The sequence below is a fragment of the Geomicrobium sediminis genome (assembly GCF_016908595.1).
Lineage (GTDB): Bacteria > Bacillota > Bacilli > Bacillales > Marinococcaceae > Geomicrobium_A > Geomicrobium_A sediminis.
This window is the reverse complement of record NZ_JAFBEC010000008.1, coordinates 232,135-252,842: the sequence shown is the minus strand read 5'-3', so window position 1 is coordinate 252,842 and position 20,708 is coordinate 232,135. Positions and strand designations below refer to the sequence as shown.

Below are 20,708 nucleotides of genomic sequence, written 5' to 3'. Positions count from 1 at the left end.
GGAGGAGCACAGAGTTTTTGGCTCTGTCACTGACGATGAAAGGAATCTTTTATGCAAAAGTTGGAGATAAAATTGAGCGCTATATGCTCATTAGGCAATCTGTTCGCGGAATTGCAAGTAACGGAAAAGCGTTTTTAACGCTTAGACTTTCAGACGATACAGGTGAGATTGAAGCAAAGCTTTGGGGTGTCTCTCAAGAAGATGAATCAAAGTATGTAGGCAAAACCGTTGTGCTTGTTCAAGGAGAAGTGTTTGATTATCGAGGACGCTTACAACTTAAGATTGCTAGCATTCGTCCAGCGAATGAAAGTGATCAAGTGAATTTAGAAGATCTGGTGCAAAGTGCACCGTTACAAAAAAGAGATATGCAAGAGACGATTAATCAGTATATCTTTGATATTCAAAACGCCAATGTGCAAAGGCTAACACGCCACCTCGTCAAAAAATATCAAGAAGAATTCATGGAAGCACCAGCAGCAACGCGTAACCATCATGAATTTATGTCAGGACTCGCTTATCACGTCGTAAGCATGTTGCACTTGGCGAAATCAATTGCCAATTTGTACCCGTCGTTAAATACGGATCTATTATATGCTGGCATTATTTTGCATGACCTTGGGAAAGTACGTGAGTTATCGGGACCGATTGATACGGAGTATACGATTGAAGGAAAGCTCATTGGGCATATCTCAATTATCGCTTCAGAAATCCATCAAGCAGCAAACGAGCTTGGGATTGAAGGCGAAGAAGTGATGCTCTTAGAACATATCGTTCTTAGTCATCATGGAAAAGGAGAGTGGGGAAGTCCGAAACCACCACTACTTCGTGAGGCGGAAATCATTCATTACATTGATAATTTAGATGCGAAGATGAACATGATGGACCGAGCACTACAAAAGGTTGAACCTGGAACGTTTAGTGAACGCATTATGCCACTTGAGAATCGTACCTTTTATCGACCAAAATCAATGTAAGAAAAGCGATCTGAGCAGTTCGTTGCTCGGATCGCTTTTTTAGTTATGTGATTTGGTTGTCATAAGCGACTGTCCTCCTACATAGTTTTATTAGTAAAGACTTGGACAAGTGTTAAGGGGTGGACTTATGCAAATTCGTTCAAAACGAATGTTATTGACGTTAGCGGGCTTGTTTGTCGTACTTGCAATCGTACAACGATTTACTGCTGATACAGCAGTAACATCATTACCTTGGTGGGTGTTTGTCGTCGTATTGGCAGCGGTCGCATCTGGATACATGTGGATTAAATCAACATTAGAAGAGAAGAAAGTATCCGATGAATGGATTGAACAAGAAGGGCGCGTTTATATTCGTAGAATGGAAGATGAAAAGAAACGTAGAATGGAACATAATCATTAAAAAGAAGACCACGACAACTCGTCGTGGTCTTTGTACTTACATCATCGGTTCAGGTAGCTGAAACCATTCTTCATAGTCATCTTCTAAGATGTTAATGTCAGCTTCATTCATAAGCTCTTCAACAACTTCATTTGGACTTCTTGCTTCTTGTTCGGTGAGGATCGCTTCAATATCTTCACGAACGTCTTCAAATGAGTCATGACGATCTAGCACTTCAATAATGTGATATCCGTAATCGAGGCTCGATTCAACCGGCTCACTAATTTCACCTACTTCAAGTTCAAAAGCTATTTCAGAGAAGTTCTCTTCCATAACTCCTTCACGCGGGAAGAAACCAACGTTTCCGCCTGCTGGAATGCTGTTAGTATCCTCTGAGTATTCTTCTACAGCTGCTTCAAAGTCTGTGCCGCCTTCAAGCTCAGCAATGACTTCTTCAGCTGTTTCTTCATCTTCAACGAGTATGTGACGAGCTTCCACTTGGTGGAGGCTGTCCTGATTTTCTTCATAATATGTTTCTAGATCTTCATCGCTAATCTCAACGTCTTGGAAACGAAGTTCATCAATGACAACTTGTGGAATAATAAAGTCTTCTTTAAGTTGGTCAAGATCACTTACAGGTACTTGTTGCATTTGCAACATTTCCAAGAGATCTTCGTCACTTTCTACACCGAACTGTTCTTTCACATCATCTAATTCTGCTTGAATTTCTTCTTCAGAAATACCGAGTTCATCAGCAGCTTGGTTAAAGACGTAACTTTGTATCATTTGATTAAAGGCCATCTCACCGAATTCATTTTTCATATAGGAAACGAATTCGCCTTCTGTAATCGTCTCATCATTAATTGATGCGATATCGGCACTTTCATCAACGTCTGTAGCGTTGTTTTGCTCATCATCGTTATTGCATGCGGCAAGCACTAATGTCATCCCTAGTGCAACCATAAGGTGTTTCTTCTTCAAAACAAACACTCCCTCATGTGTAATCATCCATAATAAGATCTATGTTCTTAGGCTACAAGACGCCCCCCAGCGATTCTAAGTAGCGTAAGCATGAATATACAGGTAAGATTTCTCAAGACAACCATAACTATACCATAAAGAAGAATAAGAAAAAATGCTTTTCTAGGTATATCGCCCAATCCAACTCGCCACTTCTACATAAGATAGCTTAAGAATGGGAGAGAGAAACAGACACAAATACAACGTCGTTTCACTCGAGATATTGTCCTGTTCAGACCAATATACTTCTAGAAGGGGAGATTTGATCATGAGTTACGGTGGATATGGTTACGGCGGAGGATTTGCATTAGTAGTGGTTCTTTTCATCCTTCTTGTTATCATCGGTGCATCTTGGGGAGGATACGGCGGCTGCTAATTGCCGTTATACTAAAAAAAGGAGGGGATTCAAAATCCCTTCCTTTTTTTCGTGCATATTAAATAATAAGTAACCGTACATACGTAGAGGTTAGTAAAATAATAATTAATACGTTTATGGTCGTAAATATGCTCGGAATCTTTTCTTCTGCAATTTCTTTTTGAACGACCATGGCATTCGTCATTGAATTAATGACGAGCAAATAACCCGCAGCAAAAAAGATAAATAAAATGACTTCCATCCATAGACCTCCAAACCCTTATCTTCAACAACTGTACCAAAATTTAAGGAAAAAAGATAGCAATACAATTTTTTCGACTCGTTGCTATGAATCGTGTAAAGTAAGGGGTAATTCAATGAAATGAGGTGCACATACATGAAATGGAAGATTGCCTTTTTCGCGTTACTTGCAATCATCATCGGAGGCTTCCTTGTTGTCGTTTTACTACTTACATCATCATCCGACCAGCAAGCGATCCCAGAAGAACGACAGGTTGAAGATAGACTTGTACCTCTATTCACCGTAGAAACAGATTTAGAGCGGGTGAATCGCTACATTGAATCAGAGTTTGATGAACCATTTACCTTGGATAGCGAGGAAGGTCAATTACGTTTACGAAGTACGTATGAAGTACTCGGTATGAATGTGGACATTCAAGTTCAATTTATCCCAAAAATAACGGAGAACGGCAATATCCGTTTAATAGAAGATGGCTTTTCAGTTGGTGCATTATCGTTACCAGCAAGTACAGTTCTTCGACTCGTCGATGAGGCGGCTGACTTCCCAGACTGGATTTATGTAAATGCAAACGAAGGTGTTATTGATGTTCGTCTTACAGAAATTGAATTAGACAACGATCTAGTTATACAAGCTGAATCGTTTCAAGACGGTCAAATTACGATTCGAGGCAATTATTAAAAAAACGCCTCAATGTCATTGAGGCGCTATACGTGGAGAAGAGCTTGCAGATATGAGAGGCGTAGGCTCTTCTTCAAGTGTAAGTGTGTTAAATTGATCTGTGAAATCTTCACCGTAAATATGGCGGACAACAGTAGCCACTTCAGAGAACTCTGGGTATTTACCATATAAACTCTTCAGTGGAAGTGTGCTTTGGAGCGTATCATGCGATTCAGATGAAAAGGATTCCATCGTCTTTAAGAACAGAGACTTGCCTTGTTCAGTTAATTGAACATAAGTATGTCTACGGTCTTCTTCTTGCTTCCCCATAACAATTAAGTTTCTTTCTTCTAACTTTTTCGAAAAATTGTACGCTGTTGAAACGTGCATTACACCATATTTAGCAATTTCAGATAATACAGGTGAGCCGAATTGATAAGTAATCCAAAGAATTTGATGTTCATTAATGTTTAACCCGTGGGGTTGTAGCCATCGTTGCCAGTCTTTCTCAACTGACTTCCAAAGTGCTTTGCTCAAATACGCAAGACGATGCTTAAAAGCGAGCGATTGTTCCCAATCTTTTCTAGCCTGGTCCATAACAGTCCTCCACAATTTGTGTCATTTCACTACACGATTCAGAAGTTTTTATAAATATTGTAAAAAGATGTCTTAGCTTTAGTATAGGTAAAAAGTATTTAAAATGGAAGAGAAAACCACAATGTCTTTGAAATTCATTGTGGTTTTCTTTAGATATTTCTGTTTTATCGGTGCTTTTTCGCAAATTCGTCCATGAAATTTTGTAAAACTTCACAAGATTCCATAGGGACAGCATTGTAAATCGAAGCTCGTACTCCTCCTACAGAGCGGTGCCCATTTAATCCGCTAAAGAGCTTTTCAGAAGCTTCTGTCAAAAACTGCTTTGTTAACTCTTCAGTCGGTAACATCCATGTGACGTTCATTAATGAACGAGACGCGTTGTCACTATGTCCTTTATAAAACCCGTTACTCTCGTCAATCGCATGATAAAGAAGCGCAGCTTTCTGCTCGTTGCGACGTTTCATTTCTTCAAGGCCACCTTGTTCTTTGATCCAAGTTAATACAGTTTTCATCATGTAGATCGCAAACGTCGGAGGGGTGTTATACAACGAGTTTCCTTCTATATGTGTTTGATAACGCATAATCGCTGGAAGTTGTTCCGCATGTTCTGTAAAGCGCTCGACTAAGTCGCGTTTAACGATTACAACCGTAACACCAGACGGTCCAAGGTTTTTTTGAGCTCCTGCGTAAATCAAGTCAAAATGATCAACCGGAATTGGACGACTGAAGATGTCACTACTCATATCTGCAAAAACTGGGGCATTCCACTCTTTAAGAGGCTCATAATCTTTCCAGGCTGTTCCGTAAATCGTATTATTAGACGTCAAATGAACATAAGCGTCATCTTTACTCGTCTTAATCGTATCAAAAGCTGGAATGTAAGTGTAATGATCGGCTTTAGACGAAGCACCACTATACGTTTGCCCGATATAATTTGCTTCTTTTTTAGCTTTCTCTGACCATGAACCGGTTAAAACGTAGTTCGCTCTCGTGCCACGCTTTAAAAAGTTGTATGGAATCATCGCAAACTGATGACTAGCACCACCTTGTAAAAAAAGAACTTCATAACGATCGTCAATATTCATAAGCTCTTTAATAAGCGTCTTTGCTTCTTCATGCACTTGCTCGTAACTGTTCCCGCGATGGCTATGTTCCATAATGGACATGCCTGTTTGTTTATAATTCAGTAGCTCATCTTGAGCCACTCGTAAAACCGATTCAGGTAGAGCGGCAGGTCCAGCATTGAAATTATGTATTCTTTCTCTAGGCATATTCATTCTCCTTCCATTGAGTTAAGAAGGGTGGTCACCCTTCTTAATCAATTACGCCAGTCGTGTTTGTAATTGCGCTGCGATTTTTTGCATGTCGTCTGTGCTTAATTTGTCACCTTGGTTTTGATCCCAGTTCGAATAAATTTCATCATCACCGTAACGTGGGATGAAATGAAGGTGATAGTGAAATACCGTTTGAGAGGCAGCTTCACCATTATTGTTGACGAGGTTCATACCGACACTGCCAAATTGTTCTTTTAACGCTCTGGCAATTTTAGGTGCGTTTTTCATGAGTGCTGCAGCCGTTTCTTCTTGTAACTCGAAGATGTTTTCTTCGTGCGTTTTTGGAATGAGGAGCGTGTGACCTTTCGTTACTTGGCTAATATCAAAAAATGCCACACAATTTTCATCTTCGTATACTTTTGTTGATGGGATGTCTCCTGCAATGATTTTACAAAATACACAGTTTTCTTCGTGTGCAGACAATGTGAGTCCTCCTTTACTACTTGTAAGTCTACTATAGCAAATCTGTCGTTAATTCACACTTCAAAACTTACATCCGTTTTCAATTTTAAAGGTTAAGGGTACAATAAACATATTGGCAAGATATGGAGGGACACAATGACACAACTACTACACGTTCAAAGCGTTTCCGGCGGCTATAATCCGAATAAGCCTGTCATTAAGAAGGTCGAGTTTGGCGTTGAGCGCGGTGAGATTGTCGGTCTCATTGGCTTGAATGGCGCGGGGAAAAGTACGACGATCAAGCACATTTTAGGATTGTTAGAGCCGACAGATGGAGCCATTACGCTAAATGGGAAGACGATTGCAGATGATTTAGATACGTATCGACAAACGATGAGCTTTATCCCTGAAACTCCAATTTTATACGATGAACTAACGTTATGGGAGCACCTTCGTTTAACAGCGATGGCATATGATCTTACCGATTGGGAAGAGCGAGCCGAATCGCTATTGAAAACATACCGAATGGCAAAAATGAAACACTGGTTTCCGAGTAATTTCTCGAAAGGGATGCGCCAAAAAGTCATGATTATGTGTGCGTTTTTAGTGAAACCAGAGCTGTATGTTGTTGATGAGCCATTTCTCGGACTCGATCCTGTCGGAATCCAGTCACTACTCGACCAAATGGTCGAAATGAAAAATAGTGGTGCAGGCATTTTAATGTCTACCCACATTTTGACTACGGCAGAAAAGTATTGTGATCGTTTCGTATTGTTACACCACGGCACGGTTTACTTAAAGGGGACGCTTGCTGAACTTCGCACACAAGCCAACATGCCAAACGCAGGTCTTGATGAGATTTATGTTGAAATGACAAAGGAAGATGATCGATGAGTATTGATCAATTGTGGCAAGAGAGGGCTAGAGAGTTTTGGTCAGTGAGTAGACGCTACATAACGCTCATGGCAAATAGCGGTTTAATGGTTGCCATCGGTGGGATCGTACTCATCATCGGCATTTACTATAATTCGTTTTTGGACTGGCTTCCAAGCACATTTCCAGTCGTACAAGTTCTAGCTGTCTTGTTTGCTTTTATGTTGACGAAGACGTCTGTACGGACGTTTTTCCAAACGGGCGATCTCGTTTACTTGCTACCTATGGAAGCAAAGATGAATCATTATTTACAAAGCGCACTCCGTTATAGTTGGTTCATGCAAAGTATCGTACTTGCGCTCGTGTTGTTTTTACTCGGACCCCTTTATACCGACCGAATTGGTGAATTTAATCAATTACTCATTACATTTCTTATTCTAATTGCAGCGAAAGGATGGAATGTGTTTGCCTATTGGTCGGAGCTAAGGTACCAGTACGTTTCTCAACAGTGGAAGTTGCGATGGCTACGATTCGTGGTAAACCTCGTATTTGTGTTTTTCGTATTTATGCTCGAGTGGTGGTTCGTGCTTGCTGTAGGGGTTGTCATGATTCTACTCTTTTTCGGATATTATCGACCGTTACACGAGAAATACCGTTTGAAATGGGATCAGTTAATTTCATTAGAGGAAGAACGGCTAAATTCGTTTTACACATTTGCGAATGCTTTCGTTGATGTTCCACACATTAAGGCAAGAATAAGAAGACGAAGCATCCTTTCGAATCAATGGAATCGCTTAGTGACAAAGCAAAGCAATACGTACGTATTTTTGTACGGTAAAACGTTTGCACGTTCTGGTGATTATTTCGGTATTATGATTCGGTTAGCCATTGTAGGAGCGCTGTTAATTTACGCAACACCAGAAGACCTTCAAGGACTAGCCGTCGTTATTGCGATTTTGTTCACGTACATTACAGGATCACAACTGGTGACGATTTACCATCATCATAAGACGATGGTTTGGCCTGAACTATATCCAGTTCCTGAACAAGTGAGGCAACAATCGGTTCAATCGCTCGTTCGCAATGTCATGGTCATTCAATCGATTTGGTTTACGATCATTACGTTTATCACATCTTGGTCGATCTTCTATAGTATGATTGCATTGTTTATGATGCTTTTAATGGTCATTGCTTATGTTAAAGTTCAACTTCCTAAATGGTTTAAACAATCACTACACGCGTTATCTTAATGACGGGGAGGACGTTGCAATGGAAGCATATGAAAAGGAAGCTCTTATGGAGCTAAATGCTTGGAAACGCAAACTGGCAAAAAACCCATCGATGGTCAAAGATTGGACAAAGTCATTTCAATCAAAAATGAACGGGTACGTTCCTGACAAAGTACACGTGACCATCGGGAATGCAATACGACAGATGATTGATACGACGATGAATACGAGTGAATACGTCCAAAAGAAAGAACCGCTACAACACATGTCATTAGAACAAAGAGACGAAGCGTTACAAAAAGCAATCGTTTCGTACCGCAGAACTGCAAGCTTAGAAGGAGCGGGCACAGGTGCTGGAGGCATACTCCTTGGTATGAGTGACTTCCCGATGTTACTTGCCATAAAAATGCGCTTTCTATTCACAACCGCTCAGATATATGGCTATGATCCGAAGCGTGTCGATGAACGTTTGTTTTTGCTAAACGTTTTTCAAATGGCCTTCTCAAGCCGCACGACACAACGAGAAACGTTAGCGAGAATGGAGCAGTGGCAGACGTTTATTGACGAGTTTGGAGAAGAACTAACGATTGACCAAGCGATTGACTGGGTAACGTTCCAACTGGAATATCGAGACTTCATCGATGTACCTAAGACATTGCAGCTCATCCCAGGGTTCGGATTGTTTGTCGGTGCAACAATTAATTATCAACTACTCATTCAACTCGGAGAAGCTGCACAATACTGTTACCGGATTCGCTGGTTTCAAGACCAATTGAAACAATAAAGAAGAAAGCTCTGGTTCTGAGAATCAGGGTTTTTTCTTTTTGGCATTTGCTTGCTTCGTTTGGCTAATCCCAACATAGAGGAGAGCTTGCCGGGGTCAAGAATGAAAGGCAGTCCATTTGGACTGCCTTTTCATTATGATTCTTTATAATAATCAATTGCTGCTTTTGCGAGTGTCTTTGCTGCGACGAGCATCGCTCGCTCATCGAAGTCAAAGAGGGGATGGTGGTGAGGCGCATTGTTTCTTCCGTCCATAAATGCTGCACCGGTGAAGAAAAATGAACCTTTCGTTTTTTGTAAGTAGTAAGAGAAATCTTCACTTGCAAGTACAGGTTCTCGTTCATGCACGCCATTGACATCTGTAATGCTAGAAGCGATCTTCGCGATGTAGTTCGTCTCTGCTGCATGGTTAACGACAGGAGGATACCCTCTGCCATAGTCATATTCAACAGTTGCACCGTAGGCTTTTGCTGTGTTTTCTGCAATTTCAAAGATATCTTGTTCTATTTGATTGCGAACATCTTCTTGGAATGTACGAACGGTTCCGACCATTTCGACTGAATCTGCAATGACGTTGTACGGGTTGTCAGCAATGAACTTGCCAATCGAAACTACTGCAGAGTAGAGAGGGTTTACACGTCTGGCGACGATCGTTTGGATGTTATTTACGATTTGTGAACCGATGACAACGGCATCTTTTGTCGTATGTGGAAGAGCACCGTGACCGCCTTTACCGTTTACTTTGATCGTAAAATGGTCAGCAGATGCCATAAAAGGGCCGCTACAATGTTGAACTGTACCAAGGGGATCTTGTGACCATAGATGCGTTCCAAATACAACGTCCACACCATCTAAGGCTCCGTCTTTAATCATCGGTGCAGCACCGCCAGGTGATAACTCTTCTGCATGCTGGTGAAGGAATACGACCGTTCCGTGAAGCTCGTCTTCAACTTGTTTTAGCGCCTTTGCTAAGATGAGCAACGTCGCTGTGTGACCGTCGTGACCGCAAGCGTGCATCACTCCGTCTACTTTTGACTTATACGGCACATCTTTTTGGTCTTGAATTGGTAGGGCGTCAAAATCGGCACGAAGGGCAACGACAGGTCCTGGATTTTTGCCACTTATTTTAGCAACGACCCCGTTGCCACCGACATGTTCCTGAACTTCATTTCCTAATTTTTTATGATAATCTGCAATGTACTTAGCAGTGTTCGTTTCATGGAATGAAACTTCTGGATTTTCATGAAGATGTCTACGAATTTCGACCATTTCGTCAAAGTGGTTGTCTAATAATTGGAACAGTTTATCTTGCATCGTGGATTCCTCCTTAAGTATCTGTCTATTGTAACATAGGAAAAAAATTAGCAATGTCCGAAGCGCAATATTATAATAAATCTGAAACTTAAATGAGCGTTGTTACGTAACTATCGTAGCAACTCATATGGAGGTAAGACATGACGACAAAATCGGCGTTACACATCGTGTTCGTAATCATATTGTTTAGTAGTATTTTTTTGAATGTAACCTTATTAGGTATAACAGCGTTTGGATTTATAGTACCTCTTATTAGCGCCATGATTTTTACGTGGTTGTTAATGAGTAAGGAACCGATGAGTGCTTATCTTTTCGGTGTGTTGGCTGCAGGGCTCGCGGCTAGCCCGTGGGTGCCGATTCCATCATTTCTGTTCTTGTTCACACCGCTTCTGTACATTATTGGTGTGCGCTTTTTCAAAGCAAATACAGAAGAAATTGATGTGGACCGGTTAGCAGCAGGTGAGAAGGATGATCTAAATGAATCAGCTAAATTCAGTCAGGAAAGCCGTGAGTCATTTGATAACAACATTGAACAAATTCCAAATCAACAATGGATTATTTTTGATGAAGAAAAGTATAAAAAACAAGCCTTTACGCTAGGTGATGAGACAAACTTCAATGTGATTTTCGGAACGCTACATTTAGATCTTACACGTGCGGACCTTCAGCATGATCATCTGGAATTATCCATCTTAAATACGTTCGGTGACGTGCGGATTATCGTTCCGCGCGATTGGTCAGTTGAAGTTGAATCGAATATTGTGATGGGGTCGACCCGTGCATTTAATCGATCACTTGAGGGGATGTTTAAACAAAAGACGTTACGCTTTGGTACGGACCAAGCGTCTTTAGGGCATATTCATATTAAGCTCATTAACGTTCTCGGAAGCTCTCGATTAAAGCTTGAAAAAGAGAAAAAAAGCGCAGGACTTTTCTAGCTTTATTCTACAAAATTTGAGGTCTTCCCCACCAGTTTACATGATTTTGCCAAGTTTATTGTACTATAATAGGGTAAGCATGTAACATTTAACTAGTAAAAGGCTCCTTGTTTTACGTGTACTGGAGGAAGCTAACGATGAAACCAAAAAAAATGAATAAATATGTTTTTATAAGTATTGTTGCAGTTTTATCGACATTCGTATTAGCGTTCGGAAGTTATGCGAGTGCGTTAATTGCTGGCAACTTATTAACGGATGAAGACAAGTTGAATTTTGCGCAAACAACGACCGTTGTTGATGAGCAAGGGGATCAAATTGCTCGATTGTACATTGAAGACCGTGAGAATGTATCGATCGATGAAATTCCAGAGCATGTTCAACACGCCTTTATCTCTGTGGAAGATCATCGCTTTTACGATCATCAAGGTGTGGATTTTATAGCGATTGGGCGAGCACTTTACCGAGATATTCTAGCGGGTGCAGCAGTAGAAGGTGGGAGTACGATTACCCAACAACTTGCGAAGAATGTCTACTTAGAAAATGAAAAAACGCTCATGAGAAAAACGAAAGAAGTCTTAATCAGTATGAATCTTGAGCGACAGTTTTCAAAAGATACGCTACTTGAGATGTACTTGAATCAAATTTATTTCGGACACGGAGTGTATGGAATTGAGCGAGCGTCTGAGCAATACTTCGGCAAAAGCGCAAAAGACTTAACAATTGCTGAAGGGGCGCTTCTTGCAGCAATTCCTAAAGCGCCGTATAACTATTCTCCAGCATCGGATGTTGAACGAGCAGAAAAGCGTCGTGGGACGGTGCTTGCGCTCATGGAACGACATGGTTATATTAACAACGAAACGAGAGAAGCCGCGGCTCAAACCGCGATTCAAACCGATTTACACACAGAACCTGACATGCACCCGGCTTGGTTTACGTATGTGGATATGCTCATTACAGAAAGCATTGAAAAGCACGGCATATCTGAACAACAAATACTAACAGGTGGATACCGAATTGAAGTTCCGATTCATAAAGATGTACAAATGGCAGCATACGAAGCTTTTCAAGAGAACGGCAACTTTCCTGGTGAGAGTGAGCAAGTACAAGCGTCCTATGTATTGCTAGATAATGACACTGGTGCTGTAAAAGCCGTACAAGGGGGACGAGATTACGTTCGGAAAGGGTTGAACCGTACGACGATTAAGCGACAGCCTGGATCATCATTTAAGCCGTTATCAGTTTTTGCACCTGCACTTGAGAGTGGCGAATACAAACCCTATTCAATGCTGAAAGATGAAAAGCTCGAGTACGGGGATTATAGCCCGAGTAACGTAACAAACGAGTATCAAGGGAACATTACGATGCGAGATGCGATTGTGCAATCAACAAACACGTCTGCTGTGTGGCTTTTAAATGAAATGGGAATCGATCAAGGTCTAGAATGGGCAAACGAAGCTGTAACGCCGTTTAAAGACGAGGGCCTATCTGTTGCTCTTGGCGGGATGTCTGAAGGCGTGACACCATTAGATATGGCTTCTGCGTATACGTCATTTGCTAACGGCGGTGTAAAGTCAGATCCGTATTTTATTTCTTCAATTAGAACGAAGTCAGGAAACAACTTAATTGAACCTGCAATTGAGCAGCAACGGCTGCTTAGTGAGCAGAATGCATGGTACATGACTCGGATGTTAGAAGGCGCTGTAGAAGAAGGGACAGGCCGACCGGGTGAGACGAACCATGCACTTGCAGGGAAAACGGGGACAACGAACTTTGAAGGTGTAGAAGGAGCCAACCGTGATGCTTGGTTTGTCGGTTACACCCCGCAATACACTGGCGCTTTATGGATGGGCTATGACAGCACAACAGAAGAGCAGCATTTGCAAGAAGGCAGTGCATACCCTACGAGACTGTTTAAGCAGTTAGTGAATACTGAGCCAGTCACTGAACAAGGCGTTGCGTTTATGAAACCAGATGGTGTGCAAGATCTTGAATCACCGGTACAATTAGCGCAAGTCGATGATTTAGATGCGGAGCTAACGTTAGAAGGAGAAGGGTTTTTAAATGTTGAACTAAGGTGGACGGCAGCTGAAGATGATCGTCTCGTCTACAACATTTATGAAGTTAAAGGTGGAGAAGCAAGTAAGGTCGGAGAAGTCACAGGTAAGGGAACGTACACGGTGAACCGTGCCAATGTGTTTTCTTTAAATGACTATATGGTCGTTCCTTACAATCCACAAACCGGTCAAGAAGGTGAGCCGTCTAATGTGGCCGGTGTCCAATTTATGTCACTGTTCTAAAAAGAGACCCGTATCCTTTTCGTGGATACGGGTTTTGTGTTGTGGAGGTACGTTCACTTAATGATTGTGTGCTCAGACTTGTCACAGAGGCTACCTAAGCGTGTAGCGGGTGTAATCACTACAACTCCTGTGCTTTTACATGATCATTATGAGCGGTACTGCTGCAATTGATCATCAATATCGATCGAGACTTTTTGTAACTCGTCAGCGGTGATCGTAATGGATTCAACCGTAGACGCTTGTTCTTGAATCGCGCGTGAAATGGATTGGCCGTTCATCATTGTTGACTTTGATTTTGACTGAATCGTTTTTAGCTCAGTGAGAACATTCGTGCTACTCGATTGCAACTCTCTAATTAACGTTTCAATATTGGCAGCCATTTCTTTCGTTGATTGAATCGTATGTTCAATGCGATTAAACGTATCAGATAAGTCAAGCAACGTTTCTTGGCCTTCATCAATTTGTTTTTTACTAATCGTCGTTTGAGTGATCGTATTGTCGATTTTGTCGTTCATTTCTTTCAACGTCTTGCTAATTGATTTCGAAGATTGCTCACTTTCATCAGCGAGATCACGGATTTGCTTCGCTACGACTAAAAATCCTTCACCACTCTGTTTCGTTCTAGCCGATTCAATGTTTGCATTTAATGAAAGCAGTCTCGTTTGGCTATTTACATCGTAAATGTGATTAATAATTGTAATTACCTGGTCTGAAGATTGTTTTGCAAGTTGGATCGTCTTTTCAGTTTGTTCGTGTTGATTTTTAATGGCTTGCATTTTCTGAAGTGATCGTTCTAAGTTTTCTTTGCCGACCGCAACTTTATTGTTCGATTCATCATTCGTTTGTAAAACGTATTGCACCTCGGTATACGTGTTTTGTAAGTTGTCGTGTACCGTAGTAAACCGAGTATTGGATTGCTGAATATGTTCGTTAAGCGACGTTTGCACGTCGGAGATTTCTTGCACCGAACTCGCAATGTCTGTTGAACCGGCGTTTACTTGCTGAACAGCAGCGGCTAATTCTTGGCTTGAAGATGATAATGAACGACTTGCAGTCGTCATGTTGCTCATCGTCCCGGCTAAGTGTCGGTTCATTTCATTAAGGTCTTCTGAAAGCTTCGATAATTCATCGTTACCGTCTTCAGGCAATGGTGATCCGTCAAGATTACCAGAAGCAATGGTCGATGCCCGAGTGGACAATCGTTTAATTTTTGACGTCATTCGAGTCGTAAAGCGATAGAAAATGCTTCCTGCGATCACTGTCGCAACAATACTAACAATGATTGCGACAACGCCGATGGAGCGAATGCTTTCAAAGCTTTCGGTTGATGCATGCTCTGCTTGTACGAGAAAATGATCTTCCAAAATGTTCGCATGATCCATAATCTCTGAACTCAAAAACTCAAATCCTTGCCACGTTTGTTCGCTTGGGATCGTGCTACTTTCAATATAAGAAGACATTCGAGTGTCAAACATTTGATTAAGCATTTCTAATCGATTTACAGAAGTAACTTCTTCTCGGCCATCGACATGCTCTGAGAGGGTGGAAGTGAGTTCGTTCATCTGTTCAGATAACGCTATGTATTCATTGAAGTTTGGATCTTCTCCTTCGGTGAGTTCTGTAACGATAATGTATTTTTGTTGAAACGTCGTTGTTGTTTCTTGGGCATCACGTGCCAGCTCATTCCAAAAGCCAATTTCATCGGTTTGCGAAGACGCATTTTGTAATAAAACAAAAATAATTAAAAACCCAATTAGAAAGCAAAATGTGAGTAGTAACAGTATGGATAGCAGTTTCGAGCGAATCGTCCGTAAGCGAATGATCTCCACCCCCTTGTTATGATGAAAGCTTAAATTGTGTAAAGAGCTTCTCAAGGTCCTCTACAATTGTTGCCAATTCTTTAGAAGCAAAAGTGATGGCATCCATCGTAGCCGTTTGCTCTTCAATTGTTGCTGCAATCATCGTACTATTTGCGGTTGCATCTTCAGACGATTGTTGGATGGAATATAGTTCGTTTGAGACGGCAGCACTTTGTTCTTTAACAGCCGAAACAAAACGGTGAATCGTAAGCGACCTTGCTTGTACGGTTTGAAATGCTTCTAAAAATTGAGCATAAGTCGTTGCCAACTCGTCAAGGACGTATGTCCCTTCTGTAATTAAATCTGTACTTTTTTTCGATTGAACAGTGGAAGACTGAATGTTTTCTGCCATCGAAGAAATCGTTTCCGTAATTTGATTCGCTGCATGTTCACTTTCTAATGCGAGTTTACCGACTTCTTCGGCAACGACAGCAAACCCTCTACCAGAACGTCCAGCACGGGAAGCTTCAATATTCGCATTTAATGCAAGCAAACTCGTTTGATTTGAAATATTTTTAATGTTAGTGACAACATGGTGGATGTCTTCTACAGCCTGATTTAATTCCACGATTGTTTTTTCATGGTGATCGTTTTGGGTTTTAATGTGTAGCATATGGTCAACGGACTGTTGTAATTTCTTTTGTCCTAAGACGACTTGGTCATACGATTGCTCATTGTCTGTCACGATTGTTTGTAGTGACGATGCAGCATGTACGATTTCTTGATCCATTATCGTAAATGTTTGTTTTGAACGATTGATCGATTCGTGCAATTCTGATTGTTGTTCAGCGATATGTTGCACCGAGTTTGTCACTGTTTCAGCACCTGAATTGACATCTGTAGTCGTCGCAACGAGCTCTTGTGACGAAGAAGTGATCGTTTGGCTGGCTCCTGATAACTTAACAATCATCGATCTAAGTTGATTCGTCATAAGGTTGATGTTTTGTGCGAGCTGAGACAATTCATCACGCCCTTTGACAGGGAGGTCAGCCCTGGATAAGTCACCACTTGCTACACGTCTTGCGCGATTTGAAATTTTACGAATAATCGTCGATATTCGTTGTGCAACGACCCAAAAGATCACAGAACCGATACTCGTAGCTATAACAAAAACAAGTAAACTTCCAATCACTGCTTGTTGCATCGCTGCTTGCATTTCTTGTTCGGATCGCTCTGCATTAAGGTTAAAGTAACTTTCTAACTCACTTGCATACGTACGCATCTCAGCATTTAAATAGCCGAAACCATCAAGGGTGCTGGAACTTGGTACAATTTCTAGCGTCACATACTGCTGTACTCTCGTATTAAACATCTCATTAAAAAACTGCAAACGTTCTAGCGCTGATTGTGCTTCTTCATTTTCAATTGCTGCTTCTAAATTGAGCAAAATTGTATCCATGCGCTCATCAAGTGTATGAAAACGTGAATAGTCAGGCTCATCATACAAGTAAATGTTGTTAATGAAGATGTACTTTTCTTGGAATGTGGAAGAAACTTCTTGTGCTTGTAACGCGTAATCGTTCCATTCACTAAGTTGTTCAACTTGTGCATCCATTTGCCGAATTAAGAGAAAGATAAGAAGAAATCCGAGCAAAAAACAAAAAATTATAAACGTGAGTGCAAGAAACATTTTTGATTTCAAGCTAGTTCCATTCCCTTTCATATCCAAATCCCCCCTTTTTAGTTCATTTTAAATGTGACATTCTTCTACGATTTTATGAACGTTTTACCAAGGTTCTACACAAGACAATCATTCTTCTATATGGTAAAAAGGTATAGGACTTTGATTTTCTATCGTAAAACTTTCATTTTGGCGTACGTTTACGTGTAAGAATGGGTATGCTATGGGAATAGGCATACATAGCACTAATACTATTATCGGTAAATCATTTAATGTTTAAAGGGATTGTTTAGAGGAGTGTTTATTTGTGGGAGCTTTTAATGATCGTTTTCTTCGTGCAGCAAATGGTGTAGGAGAGAAGACAAAACCAGTTTGGTACATGAGACAAGCTGGACGTTCACAACCGGAATATCGGGAATTGAAAAAGAAGTACTCATTATTTGGAATTACAAAAGACCCTGAGCTTTGCGCTTATGTAACAAAGCTTCCAGTTGACCAGTACAACAATGACGCGGCAATTCTTTATAAAGATATTATGACACCACTCCCAGCGATTGGCGTTGATGTGGAAATCAAAAGCGGTATCGGTCCAGTCATTCATAATCCAATTAAAAATAAAGCAGATATTGAACGATTAGGTTCACTTGACCCAGGTGTAGATGTGCCACACGTCATTGAAACGATTAAACTGCTCAGAACGCAATTGGATGTACCGTTGATTACGTTTGCTGGTGCACCATTTACGATGGCAAGTTACATGATTGAAGGCGGTCCATCGAAATCGTATGAAAACACGAAAGCGATGATGTATGGAAGCAAAGAAGAATGGGATCTTCTTATGGATAAGCTTAGTGACCTTACGATTACGTATGCGAAAGCACAAATTGCGGCAGGTGCTCAAGCGTTCCAAATCTTTGATTCTTGGGTAGGTACGTTAAGTGCAAGTGATTACCGTACATTTGTAAAGCCAACGATGGCGAAAATCTTCTCAGAGCTTAAAAAAGAAGACATTCCATTGATTACGTTCGGTGTAGGAACGAGACACTTGCTTAAGGAATGGAATGACTTAGACGTTGATGTTATTGGTCTAGATTGGCGTACTTCTGTAACAGAAGCGAGAGAGATGGGTATCCAAAAGACGTTGCAAGGAAACTTAGATCCAGCTATTTTATTAGCTCCGTGGGACACAATTGAAGCGCGGGCGAAGAAAATACTTGATGAAACAGAAAATGACCCGAGCTTTATTTTTAATCTCGGTCACGGTGTTACGCCTTCAATTTTACCGGATACGTTAAGACGTTTAACGCAATTTGTTCACGAATACAGCGGGAGGAATCAATAATGAGCAAGAAAACGATCGGTTTACTCGTTATGGCTTACGGTACACCTAGAAGCCAAGACGAAATCGAACCATACTACACACACATTCGACACGGAAGAAAACCATCAGACGAAGCATTGCAAGATTTGACTGATCGCTATGAAGCGATTGGTGGTGTTTCTCCTCTCGCTCGTATTACAAATGAGCAAATGCAAGCGCTCGAAGATCGTTTGAATGAAAGAGAAACAGACATTGAATACAAAGCGTATCTTGGATTGAAGCACATTGATCCATTTATTGAAGATGCCGTTGAGAGTATGAAAAAAGACGGCATTGAAGAGGCTGTTAGCATTGTTTTGGCGCCACACTATTCGACGTTTAGTGTGAAATCATACAATGGACGAGCGGTAAAGAAATCCGAAGAAATTGATGGTCCAACGATTCATGCCGTTGAAAGCTGGTATACGGAGCCTAAATTTATTAAATATTGGTCTGATCAATTAAAGGAAACGCTCGATCGTGTTGGTCGTGACAACTCTGTCGTGATTTTCTCTGCTCATAGCCTCCCGGAGAAAATTCTTGCGGATAACGATCCTTACGTTGATCAATTGCGAGAAACGAGTCGTCTCGTTGCAGAAGCTGCTGACGTAAAGAACTATGAAATTGGCTGGCAAAGTGAAGGGAACACTGCCGACAAATGGTTAGGACCAGATGTTCAAGATTTAACACGTGATTTATATGAAGCCCGTGGTTATGAAACGTTTGTTTATTGCCCACTTGGTTTTGTCGCTGATCATTTGGAAGTTCTTTATGACAACGATTATGAGTGCAAAGTTGTCACTGATGATCTACAAGTGAATTACGAGCGACCACCAATGCCTAATGCTAAATCGTTGTTTATTGACGGACTTGCAGATGCGGTATTAAAACAATTGGAATACAGTCGCTAAAATGAAAGTAGCGATTATCGGCGGAGGGATCACGGGGCTCTCCGCCCTTTATGAGTTGAGCAAACATCCTGAAGTTGATGCTGAACTTTTTGAAGCAAGTCAGATGCTCGGTGGGAAGATCCGGTCTTATCATCGAGAGGATTTTGTCGTTGAGCGAGGTGCGGACTCATTTCTAGCTCGAAAGCCCGAATTAATGGCGCTCGTGTCTGAATTAGGCATTGAAGATCAGCTCGTCACAAATGAAACAGGACAAGCGTTTATTTTGTATAACGAAGAGTTGCATCCAATTCCAAAGCCGTCTTCAATGGGGATCCCTTCAAGTTTAAAGCCGTTGCTTTCGACTTCGTTACTTTCAACTAAAGGCAAGATGCGAGCGTCATTGGATCTTGTTAAGCCAAAAGCAAAGTTGGATGAAGATGTAGCGGCAGGGCAGTTGTTTCGTTACCGTTTCGGTGATGAAATGGTTGACCGCTTGTTAGAACCTTTGCTTTCAGGGATTTATGCAGGTTCTTTAAATGAATTAAGTCTAGAGTCTACATTGCCTCAATTTAAAGCACTTGCTACTAAGCATCGAAGCTTAATAAAAGCGAGTGAAGCAATTCAGAAGAAACAGCCTACAGCGGGGACGAATACTGGGCAGTTTCGTACATTTAAAAACGGGCTTATTACGGTTATAGAAGCGTTAGAAGCCAGGCTAGATCAAGCGTCGATTCATAAAGATCATAAGCTCGTTTCAATTGAGCGTGATGGCAATCAACATCGACTCAGTTTTGAGAACGGGCATGAAGAAATTGCGGATGCTGTCATTATGACGGTCCCGCAACCGGTCGCAGCCACTACATTTGTTGAAGACGGACTTTCTGAGCGGTTAGAGCGTCTACGAGGTGCGTCGGTCGCAACGGTTGCCCTTGCGTTTCGTGAAAGTGATGTAAGTGAACGGGCGGATGGTACTGGATTTCTCGTACCAAAAGGGAACGACACCGTCATTAAAGCCGTAACGTTTGTTGATAAAAAATGGCCAACAGCCGTACCAGACGGTTACGTCTTACTTCGATCGTTCGTTGGACGGCCAGGGCAAGAGGAAATTGTCAACGAGAGCGATGACGTCATTGTTGAACAAGTGATCAAAGGCTTGAGCAAAATGCTCGAGATTAACGGCATTCCTCTATGGTATGATGTTGAACGGTGGCAAGAAGCAATGCCAACGTATACAGTCGGTCATAAACAGCGCGTACAACAATGGAGAGAAGCAGTTAACGATACGTATCCCTACGTGCTTTTAGCGGGCGCTTCGTACGATGGTGTCGGTTTGCCTGATTGCGTACGACAAGGGATAAATGCGACGAATCAAATCGTAAATCAAGTGAAAAATAATGATAAACAGTAGGTGGGCTGTCTCATAGCCCTCCTTTTTTCATTGGCAGAGGGGACAGTCCCCCGACGCTTTAACGTGCTGGGGGACAGTCCCCCAGTGCGGTAACGTTGTACTCTAGCGGGGGACTGTCCCCTATGGTTTGTGTTACAATAATGACATTAATGAACG

General features: G+C 41.5%; 20 protein-coding genes. 12 read left to right on the top strand and 8 right to left on the bottom strand.

Going from position 1 to position 20,708, the window contains the following annotated elements; translation table 11 throughout:
- The first annotated feature begins 35 nt into the window (after positions 1-35).
- The gene (gene yhaM / locus JOD17_RS14860; RefSeq protein ID WP_204698718.1) at positions 36-974 is read left to right on the top strand and encodes a 3'-5' exoribonuclease YhaM; all 939 of its coding nucleotides are present in this window, start codon (positions 36-38) and stop codon (positions 972-974) included.
- Between the two features lie 127 nt (positions 975-1,101).
- On the top strand, positions 1,102-1,374 hold the full coding sequence (locus JOD17_RS14855) for a sporulation YhaL family protein (RefSeq protein WP_042359411.1): 273 nt from the start codon (positions 1,102-1,104) through the stop codon (positions 1,372-1,374).
- A 36-nt stretch (positions 1,375-1,410) separates the two neighbouring features.
- Here JOD17_RS14855 and JOD17_RS14850 read toward each other — a convergent pair whose 3' ends face one another.
- On the bottom strand, positions 1,411-2,334 hold the full coding sequence (locus JOD17_RS14850; protein WP_204698693.1) for a peptidylprolyl isomerase: 924 nt from the start codon (positions 2,332-2,334) through the stop codon (positions 1,411-1,413).
- A 307-nt stretch (positions 2,335-2,641) separates the two neighbouring features.
- On the opposite strand from JOD17_RS14850, the gene JOD17_RS14845 reads away from it, so the two are divergent.
- Entirely contained in the window at positions 2,642-2,749 is a 108-nt protein-coding gene (locus JOD17_RS14845; protein ID WP_204698692.1) for a YjcZ family sporulation protein, read from the top strand.
- 58 nt (positions 2,750-2,807) lie between these two features.
- Here the strand turns inward: JOD17_RS14845 and JOD17_RS14840 are convergent, their stop codons facing one another.
- Positions 2,808-2,990, bottom strand: a complete 183-nt coding sequence (locus JOD17_RS14840; protein ID WP_204698691.1) for a hypothetical protein — start codon at positions 2,988-2,990, stop codon at positions 2,808-2,810.
- A 135-nt stretch (positions 2,991-3,125) separates the two neighbouring features.
- Here JOD17_RS14840 and JOD17_RS14835 point away from each other — a divergent pair, with 135 nt between their 5' ends.
- A complete protein-coding gene (locus tag JOD17_RS14835; protein ID WP_204698690.1) occupies positions 3,126-3,668 on the top strand; it encodes a YpmS family protein in 543 nt (180 codons plus the stop codon).
- A 15-nt stretch (positions 3,669-3,683) separates the two neighbouring features.
- Here JOD17_RS14835 and JOD17_RS14830 read toward each other — a convergent pair whose 3' ends face one another.
- The 3 genes from JOD17_RS14830 to JOD17_RS14820 form a co-directional block, all read right to left on the bottom strand.
- Positions 3,684-4,244 (bottom strand): HTH-type transcriptional regulator Hpr, encoded by a 561-nt coding sequence (locus tag JOD17_RS14830; protein WP_204698689.1) that lies wholly within the window; start codon positions 4,242-4,244, stop codon positions 3,684-3,686.
- 164 nt (positions 4,245-4,408) lie between these two features.
- Complete coding sequence (gene serC / locus JOD17_RS14825) at positions 4,409-5,515, bottom strand: 3-phosphoserine/phosphohydroxythreonine transaminase (RefSeq protein ID WP_204698688.1); 1,107 nt, start codon at positions 5,513-5,515, stop codon at positions 4,409-4,411.
- A gap of 51 nt (positions 5,516-5,566) precedes the next feature.
- On the bottom strand, positions 5,567-6,001 hold the full coding sequence (locus JOD17_RS14820; protein WP_042413325.1) for an HIT family protein: 435 nt from the start codon (positions 5,999-6,001) through the stop codon (positions 5,567-5,569).
- Positions 6,002-6,136: 135 nt separating this feature from the next.
- On the opposite strand from JOD17_RS14820, the gene JOD17_RS14815 reads away from it, so the two are divergent.
- The 3 genes from JOD17_RS14815 to JOD17_RS14805 are packed head-to-tail and all read left to right on the top strand — an operon-like array spanning position 6,137 to position 8,866.
- On the top strand, positions 6,137-6,874 hold the full coding sequence (locus JOD17_RS14815) for an ABC transporter ATP-binding protein (RefSeq protein ID WP_204698686.1): 738 nt from the start codon (positions 6,137-6,139) through the stop codon (positions 6,872-6,874).
- Positions 6,871-8,103 (top strand): ABC transporter permease, encoded by a 1,233-nt coding sequence (locus tag JOD17_RS14810; protein ID WP_204698684.1) that lies wholly within the window; start codon positions 6,871-6,873, stop codon positions 8,101-8,103. Before JOD17_RS14815 ends, JOD17_RS14810 begins: the two co-directional genes overlap by 4 nt.
- A 19-nt stretch (positions 8,104-8,122) precedes the next feature.
- Positions 8,123-8,866, top strand: a complete 744-nt coding sequence (locus JOD17_RS14805; protein ID WP_204698682.1) for an EcsC family protein — start codon at positions 8,123-8,125, stop codon at positions 8,864-8,866.
- Between the two features lie 134 nt (positions 8,867-9,000).
- On the opposite strand, the gene JOD17_RS14800 is transcribed toward JOD17_RS14805, so the two are convergent.
- Entirely contained in the window at positions 9,001-10,179 is a 1,179-nt protein-coding gene (locus JOD17_RS14800; protein WP_204698680.1) for a M20 metallopeptidase family protein, read from the bottom strand.
- A 140-nt stretch (positions 10,180-10,319) separates the two neighbouring features.
- On the opposite strand from JOD17_RS14800, the gene JOD17_RS14795 reads away from it, so the two are divergent.
- A complete protein-coding gene (locus tag JOD17_RS14795) occupies positions 10,320-11,117 on the top strand; it encodes a LiaF domain-containing protein (protein WP_204698678.1) in 798 nt (265 codons plus the stop codon).
- Positions 11,118-11,254: 137 nt separating this feature from the next.
- Positions 11,255-13,414: a transglycosylase domain-containing protein gene (locus JOD17_RS14790; RefSeq protein WP_239575562.1), complete on the top strand. Its 2,160-nt coding sequence runs from the start codon at positions 11,255-11,257 to the stop codon at positions 13,412-13,414.
- 146 nt (positions 13,415-13,560) lie between these two features.
- Here JOD17_RS14790 and JOD17_RS21735 read toward each other — a convergent pair whose 3' ends face one another.
- Positions 13,561-15,243: a methyl-accepting chemotaxis protein gene (locus tag JOD17_RS21735; protein ID WP_204698677.1), complete on the bottom strand. Its 1,683-nt coding sequence runs from the start codon at positions 15,241-15,243 to the stop codon at positions 13,561-13,563.
- A gap of 7 nt (positions 15,244-15,250) precedes the next feature.
- Positions 15,251-16,936 (bottom strand): methyl-accepting chemotaxis protein, encoded by a 1,686-nt coding sequence (locus JOD17_RS14780; protein ID WP_204698676.1) that lies wholly within the window; start codon positions 16,934-16,936, stop codon positions 15,251-15,253.
- Positions 16,937-17,201: 265 nt separating this feature from the next.
- Here JOD17_RS14780 and hemE point away from each other — a divergent pair, with 265 nt between their 5' ends.
- From hemE to hemG, 3 genes are read left to right on the top strand one after another with little or no spacing between them, the layout of a single operon-like run.
- Positions 17,202-18,236, top strand: a complete 1,035-nt coding sequence (hemE, locus tag JOD17_RS14775; RefSeq protein ID WP_204698675.1) for a uroporphyrinogen decarboxylase — start codon at positions 17,202-17,204, stop codon at positions 18,234-18,236.
- Positions 18,236-19,165, top strand: a complete 930-nt coding sequence (gene hemH, locus JOD17_RS14770; protein ID WP_204698674.1) for a ferrochelatase — start codon at positions 18,236-18,238, stop codon at positions 19,163-19,165. The genes hemE and hemH overlap by 1 nt, the downstream gene beginning before the upstream one ends.
- Before the next feature lies 1 nt (position 19,166).
- Positions 19,167-20,552, top strand: a complete 1,386-nt coding sequence (gene hemG, locus JOD17_RS14765) for a protoporphyrinogen oxidase (RefSeq protein WP_204698673.1) — start codon at positions 19,167-19,169, stop codon at positions 20,550-20,552.
- The last annotated feature ends 156 nt before the right edge of the window (positions 20,553-20,708 follow it).